Annotated in this window: 8 protein-coding genes; 2 read left to right on the plus strand and 6 right to left on the minus strand. The window is 36.8% G+C overall.

Features of this window, described 5'->3' with window-relative positions:
• Positions 1–98: 98 nt before the first annotated feature.
• From ACI6PS_RS04330 to ACI6PS_RS04345, 4 genes are read right to left on the minus strand one after another with little or no spacing between them, the layout of a single operon-like run.
• Entirely contained in the window at positions 99–794 is a 696-nt protein-coding gene (locus ACI6PS_RS04330; RefSeq protein WP_421011323.1) for an ABC transporter ATP-binding protein, read from the minus strand.
• Between the two features lie 24 nt (positions 795–818).
• On the minus strand, positions 819–2,291 hold the full coding sequence (locus tag ACI6PS_RS04335) for a DUF5687 family protein (protein WP_421011324.1): 1,473 nt from the start codon (positions 2,289–2,291) through the stop codon (positions 819–821).
• Positions 2,292–2,347: 56 nt separating this feature from the next.
• A complete protein-coding gene (locus ACI6PS_RS04340) occupies positions 2,348–3,040 on the minus strand; it encodes a hypothetical protein (RefSeq protein WP_421011325.1) in 693 nt (230 codons plus the stop codon).
• 1 nt (position 3,041) lies between these two features.
• Positions 3,042–3,377 carry a PadR family transcriptional regulator gene (locus ACI6PS_RS04345; RefSeq protein ID WP_421011326.1) on the minus strand — a complete coding sequence of 112 codons (336 nt, stop codon included), beginning with the start codon at positions 3,375–3,377 and terminating at the stop codon, positions 3,042–3,044.
• 125 nt (positions 3,378–3,502) lie between these two features.
• Between ACI6PS_RS04345 and ACI6PS_RS04350 the strand changes: the two genes are divergently transcribed.
• The gene (locus ACI6PS_RS04350) at positions 3,503–4,555 is read left to right on the plus strand and encodes a 2Fe-2S iron-sulfur cluster-binding protein (protein ID WP_421011327.1); all 1,053 of its coding nucleotides are present in this window, start codon (positions 3,503–3,505) and stop codon (positions 4,553–4,555) included.
• Between the two features lie 39 nt (positions 4,556–4,594).
• Here the strand turns inward: ACI6PS_RS04350 and ACI6PS_RS04355 are convergent, their stop codons facing one another.
• A complete protein-coding gene (locus ACI6PS_RS04355; RefSeq protein WP_421011336.1) occupies positions 4,595–5,602 on the minus strand; it encodes a glycosyltransferase family 9 protein in 1,008 nt (335 codons plus the stop codon).
• Positions 5,603–5,664: 62 nt separating this feature from the next.
• Complete coding sequence (locus tag ACI6PS_RS04360; protein WP_421011328.1) at positions 5,665–6,270, minus strand: DUF4254 domain-containing protein; 606 nt, start codon at positions 6,268–6,270, stop codon at positions 5,665–5,667.
• Between the two features lie 63 nt (positions 6,271–6,333).
• Here ACI6PS_RS04360 and upp point away from each other — a divergent pair.
• On the plus strand, positions 6,334–6,784 hold a 451-nt coding region (upp, locus tag ACI6PS_RS04365; protein ID WP_421011329.1), incomplete at its 3' end, for a uracil phosphoribosyltransferase.

Genomic DNA, 6,784 nt, shown 5'->3' on the forward strand with positions numbered 1-6,784 from the left:
TCGAAAAAATAAAACCATTAAGGAATTAAGAAAATTAAGACCTAACACATCTTAATGAAACTTAATTCCTTAATGGTTCAAGAAATTACAATTTTATTTTAAACTGCAAAAAACGCTTCGAGTTCTTTTAATGTTTCTGCAGAAGTTTGAATGTCTTTTACGATTTCGCCTTTGTGAAGCGCGACAATTCTATCCGAAACCTCAACAGTGTGTAGCAAATCATGGCTCGAAACCAAAACGGTAACGTCTGGATTATCGGCCAAATCCTTGATGATTTTCTTCAAACGGAATTGCGTTGTTGGATCTAGATTTGCAAAAGGTTCGTCCAAAATAATCACTTCCGGATTTCCAATCAATGTGGCGATGATGCCCACTTTTTTCTGGTTTCCTTTCGAGAAATCGCGGATGTATTTTTTACTGTTTAAAATTTCTCCATTGAAGAATTCCTCGTGCTTTTTCAGCAAGGCATCCACATCGGCTTTGTTCTGACCGCGCAAATCGCCGATGAAATAGAAATACTCTTCCGGTGTAAGATATCCGATAAGGAAACTTTCATCCAAGAAAGAAGCCGTGAAGGATTTCCAGTTTTCGCTTTCGCTTACAATCACATTATTGTTATTGATCTTTCCTGAAGTCGGCTGGATCAAATCCAATAAAAGGCTGAAGAAAGTGGTTTTTCCGGCTCCGTTGTTTCCAACAAGTCCGAAGCTTTCGCCTTTTTTAATTTCCAGATGGTCTAACTTTAGTACGGTTGTCCCGTTATATGTTTTTGAAAGGTTATTTACTTGTATCATTTTGAAAAGTATTTTGGTTGTGGTTTATGCTGCTTTTTGTTTGTAGGAATCTAATGCGGCGTATTTTTCGGATTTATAGATTTTTACAATCCAATCGAACGCCTTGTTTTTGAAAGCCAATCCCAATAGTCCGGCAAGCGCTACAAATAAAAGTCCTGCATTTGGGTTGATAAGATAATGTCCGAGTGCATAGAATGCCATTGGTCCTAATAATTGTGGTAACGAAAACAACAAGGTTTTTACATTATAAGCTTTTTTGTCGCCAAAAGCACCTTTGCTCGAAGCCAAATCAATAGGCGTTTTGGTGTAGGCACCTCCTAAAAGAACCAAAAGTGCGTTGACACCGATGTTGTAAACAGCTCCAACCAATATCATCAAATAAATATGCAATCCGAAGTATAAGTAAGGCGAAGCAATTATGGCCGTTGCTACTGTTGCAACCACCATCAGCCACCATTTTGAATTCAGATAATCCCGATAGGAAATGCTTTGTGTCATTAGTAACGGATAATAGGCACTGTCCCAACTTGGCACAAACTGTCCGAACGTAATCAGGAATCCGCCTGATACAAAAACTCCAGCAAACATGTGCATTGCGGGACTGCTATAGCTTTCAATTCCACCCGTAAAAAACAACAATCCATAAAAAAGGAACAATACGCTCATAACAATTGTGGTTTTGGAACGCTTGTTTCTTTTGATAAGCTTGATGTCGTTTTTCAAGAATGTTCCCATAACTCCGAATTGGTTCAGCCAAGTAAGATTTTCGGTTTTAGCAATGTCATGTTTCGAAGCCAATCCTGCATCAAGGAATAAGTTGCTTTTGAAATAGTTGAAAGTGATATAATACAATCCAATTAAAACGATTATCGGAATGATGAACATCCATTTTGTTGTAAACAATGCGTGGTAGAAAGGTCCTGTGTACAGCGTTATGTCAAACAAATCATAGTATTGTGCCGTTCCAAAAGCAATGAGGACTGCAAAGAAAAGAATGAACAACTTGTCTTTGTTGTTCAATAAAATATTCAAGAAATTATTTACATAAAGCAATGATGTTATCGACAAATGCCAAAGCAAAACACTTAAAACATCATATCCTTCAGCCAATAAAATGATTGAAAACGGAACGAATAAAAACCCGTGGATAAGATTAAAAAAAGAAAGATAGGTTTTTCCTAAAGAGAAATTGACAATTGTAGAAGCTTTTATTGGCAAAGTCAGCAACGGCCTGATGTTCATTACCGGAATTTTCTGCAACAATAATCGAAATACCAAATCAAAAACAAAATAGTAAATCAGGTATTTGTTGATTATAACTAAAGGATCTGGAAAATTATCTTCTAATCCATAATAAGCCAGAAAAGCCAATCCGACAAACATCACAGCAAAATAAATTGCTCCGAAAACCATCAATATCTTAAGGGCTAAATTTTTCGCGAACGAAGCCGATCTTAAAAAGGCTTTCCATTCGAGCATTATAAATTTTTTGAACATAGGTTTTGGTAATTTGGTTTTATGGTAAGTAGGAAGTTTTTGTCATTTGTTACAAATTATTTCGAAATTTCATATTCCGGATAGGTTGCTTTAAGATAATCTTCGGCTTTTGAAGGAATTAAAATTAGTATGATGTATTCCAATAAAATCAAGACAATAAGCATGAAACTTAATAAAAGTAAGGACCAATCAGGATAGTTTTTTCCATCCAAATTAATCGCAATTTGAATCGGCAAGTTTATCAATCCAGTAAACGATCCGTAGCCGAAAATAATTTCCTTGAAGAGCCATTTCTTTCCCGTTTGTTCATTTTTCTTTTTGATTCTTCTCGAAAGCATCCAAAGCCCTACCATACAAACCAGCATCGAAATGATAAATACAATTTTCATAATCAGTAAGCTTTCCTGAAAAGACCTTAACAAATAGAAAATCAATCCTGTAGCTGACAAGGTTCCGATGATTTTTGGAATGGAGAAAAAAGTTTTCAGTTCGCTAAAAACCAATTTGTTGTACTTCTTATTCAGCGCACTTTGCCTTTTCTCGACCACATCCATAAAACCAAAAATGCCAAACTTCTTGAATTCAATATTCAAGGCCTCGTCAAATGTTAGCTTCGGATTTTGTTGCCATTGTTCTTCGATTGCATTGGCCAAATGATCTACCAATTCGGTTTGCAGATCATACCATTCCACAAAATGCTGACGCGTGAAAGTGTAAAGTTGCTCGATTTGTTGTTCGTTTAATCGCATCTTAAAAGCTCAATTTAGGATTTACAATACTTTGCATATTTCGGATAAACTCTTCCAATTCTACCAGTCGGTTAACGGTTTCTGTTGTGCCTTTTTCAGTAAGCTTATAGTATTTTCGCATACGGTTATCCACTTTTTCCACCTCAACGTCGAGCAAGCCTTCCGCTTCCAATTTATGTAAGGCTGGATACAACGCACCTTCCGTGATATTCAATTCTCCTTTGGTAATTTCCTTTACTTTCTGCGTAATTTCATAACCATACATTCTTCCTTTTTCTTCCAAAAGCTTCATAATGATGGTATTGAGGCTCCCCTTATACAATTGCGAATTTTTCATTTCTTGAATTTTGAATCACAAACATACATAAGTTCTTTATACATAACAAATTTAGGTATATAAAATTTGATTAATGTTTTTTAACAAACCTTCGAGGTTTAGTATCTTTGTCAAAAATTAAATCGATGTCGTCATTCTATAAATTAAACATCAAAGAGGTAAACCGCGAAACGCCAGAAGCGGTTTCGGTTCTTTTTAATGTTCCTGCCGAATTAAAACCCAACTACGCTTTTAAAGCCGGACAATATGTAACCTTAAAACTTACGCTTGACGGACAAGAGCTTCGTCGTGCCTATTCAATATGTTCTTCGCCAGAAAGTGGTGAGTTGCGAATTGCCATAAAATCGGTTAATCAAGGCGCTTTTTCTCAATTTGCCAATAAGATTCTAAAAGCCGGCGATTTATTGGAAGTAGGACATCCGGAAGGAAATTTTATCTTCGAAGCAAATCCAGAAAGACAAAAAAACTATGCGGCATTCGCTGCAGGAAGCGGTATTACTCCGGTTATGTCCATCATTAAAACAGTTTTGAAAGGCGAGCCAAAGAGTACTTTTGTTTTAGTGTACGGAAATAAAACTCCTGAAAGCACACTGTTTCACCAGGAACTGCACGATTTGCAATTGGAATTTGTAGGCCGTCTGTTCGTGCATTTTGTGTACAGTCAGGCCAAAATCGAAAACGAATTGTTTGGAAGAATCGAACGTTCTACCGTGAATTTTGTGTTGAACAATAAATACAAAACGCTAGAATTCGACAAGTTTTACCTGTGTGGTCCAGAGGAAATGATAAATACGGTGAACGATGTTTTAAAAGAACATAATATTCCTGAAAAAAACATTAAATTTGAATTGTTTACTTCTTCAGCCAAAGAAAATAAAATCTCTGAATCATTAGAAGGTCACACCAAAATCACCGTTATGGTGGATGATGAGGAAACGACTTTTGAAATGTCGCAAAAGCAAACCTTGCTCGATGCATCCTTAAAACAAGGGCTCGACGCTCCCTATTCTTGCCAAGGCGGAATTTGTAGCAGTTGTTTGGCCAGAATCACAAATGGTACTGCCGAAATGAAGAAAAATTCTATCCTTACTGACAAAGAAATTGCATCAGGCTTGATTCTAACATGTCAGGCGCATCCTACATCTGCAGAGATTTATGTGGATTTTGATGATGTTTAATCGTTAGCCTTTCTATAAAATTTAAAATTCCAATTTTGGTTAGCCAAGATTGGAATTTATTTTTTCTACTATCATCTGTGGTAAAATAGTACGCATCACATCTTCGTAACCTTCCACTTTCTTATTTCCATAAACCGAGGTTGGTAGTTTTGGAAACCGATTCCTATCCGAAACCAAAGCATTTTCGATCAGCTGATTGAACGGCAAAAAACCCGCATAAGGATGGGTCGCGCCCCAAAGTGTAATTACTTTAACGCCTAGCATTGCAGCAATATGGGCATTTCCGGAATCCATTGAAAGCATCACATCAAGATTGGAAATGAGTTGCAATTCCTGCTTGAAGGTGATTTTTCCGGCAATAACGATTACATTTCTTTTGCCTTCTGCAAATTGATTTAGGATTTGGATTTCCTTGTTTCCACCACCAAAAAGCAAGATTTTATTATTTGGATTTTCATCCAATAAATCAATTACTTTTTGCATCAAGTCTTGTGGATAAACCTTGGAATCGTATTGTGCAAAAGGAGCAATTCCAATCCAATTTTGGTTTTTTTCTCCGATTAAATCGATGATTTCCTTGTCCATTTTTTGTTTGGATGGGAAAATTGTCCCGAGATTTCGGGATGATAAATCAATTTGAAAACCCAGTTCTTGAAAAACCTTTACGTGTCGTTCAAACATTGAAGTCACGGGTTTGAAAACCTTATTTACCGCTCTGGTCAAAGCTTTCTTTTCGGCTCTGCCTTTGTCAACCGAAGCTACTTTTTTTCCGCTCAAGGCAAAAAGCGTCCGGACAACTTTAGAACGTAAAACGTTGTGCAAGTCGGCAAAGGCATCAATATCAAACTTTCGCAAATCATTGAACAATCGGATTAATCCCAAAAAACCTATGTGTCGTTCTTTCGCATCAAATGCAAAAAATTCAAGGTTGGGAATTCCATCAAAAAAAGGTTTGAAAAACGGTCGTGAAATAAAGGTGATTTTCACATCAGGATGTTGCCTCACAAAAGCCCTGATAACAGGAACCGTCATCGCGACATCTCCCATTGCGGAAAGTCGGATGACGGCTATATGTTTGATTTTTTTGGACAATTTTCTTGTCGAAGGTATTATTTTTTATTCTGATACAACACCGGATTCAACTCCTCGTCGTTGTACATCTTCATCTGCTTGTATACTTTCATATACTTGTCACCGTTTGAAATATCAGTCAATAAATCACTGATAGACGTAAACATATCGCTTTTTTGATCCAACAAAACGTTCAATTTTTCCTGGCATTTTGCCCTGTGTTCTGGAGTAGCTTCAGCACGGTTAGCTTCTTCATTCATATGGTAAATCTTCAAAGCCAAAATTGATAATCTGTCGATTGCCCAAGCAGGACTTTCGGTATTGATCTTTGCATCCGCCTTAACGGTTACGTCTTTGTATTTCTGAAGAAAATAGCTGTCGATGTATTCAACCATATCGGTACGGACTTGGTTTGAAGCATCAATTTTACGTTTCAAATCAAGCGCTCCAACCGGATCAATATTCGGATCACGGATGATGTCCTCATAATGCCATTGCACAGTATCTACCCAGTTTTTTGCATATAATAAATATTCAATCGTTCCTTTTTCGTAAGGATTTATGGTTGGCTGATACACATCGTTGATGATATGATAATCGTTGATGCATTTTTCGAAAATAGGATAGGCAAATTCTGCGAACATGATTTAATTTTTTTTACAAATATAGTTTTTATACTTTTAAACTCTAAATTATCCCATAAAACTATGCAAATTCATTATTTATCAGAAGCCAACAGCGTGCTGAATCATTTCTTAGGTCAAATCAGGAACGTGAATGTCCAAAAAGACAGTATGCGTTTTCGCCGAAACATCGAACGCATTGGCGAAATCATGGCCTATGAATTGAGCAAGGATTTGCATTATAAAAACATCGAAATCCAGACGCCACTTGGCATCAAGAAGACGACCGAAATTGAAGACGATTTGGTTTTATGTTCGATTCTGAGAGCTGGATTGCCACTTCATCTGGGTTTTCTGAATTATTTTGATAGTGCCGAAAATGGTTTTGTTTCGGCTTATCGTTATCATCATAACAACGACGATGCTTTTGAAATCCGTGTTGAATATCAGGCGGTTCCGAGCATTGAAAACAAAAACCTGCTTCTGATTGATCCGATGCTTGCCACAGGACAATCGATGGTGGCGGTTTTCAATA

The organism is Flavobacterium sp. PLA-1-15 (assembly GCF_049060005.1).
In the GTDB taxonomy this organism is placed as follows: domain Bacteria; phylum Bacteroidota; class Bacteroidia; order Flavobacteriales; family Flavobacteriaceae; genus Flavobacterium.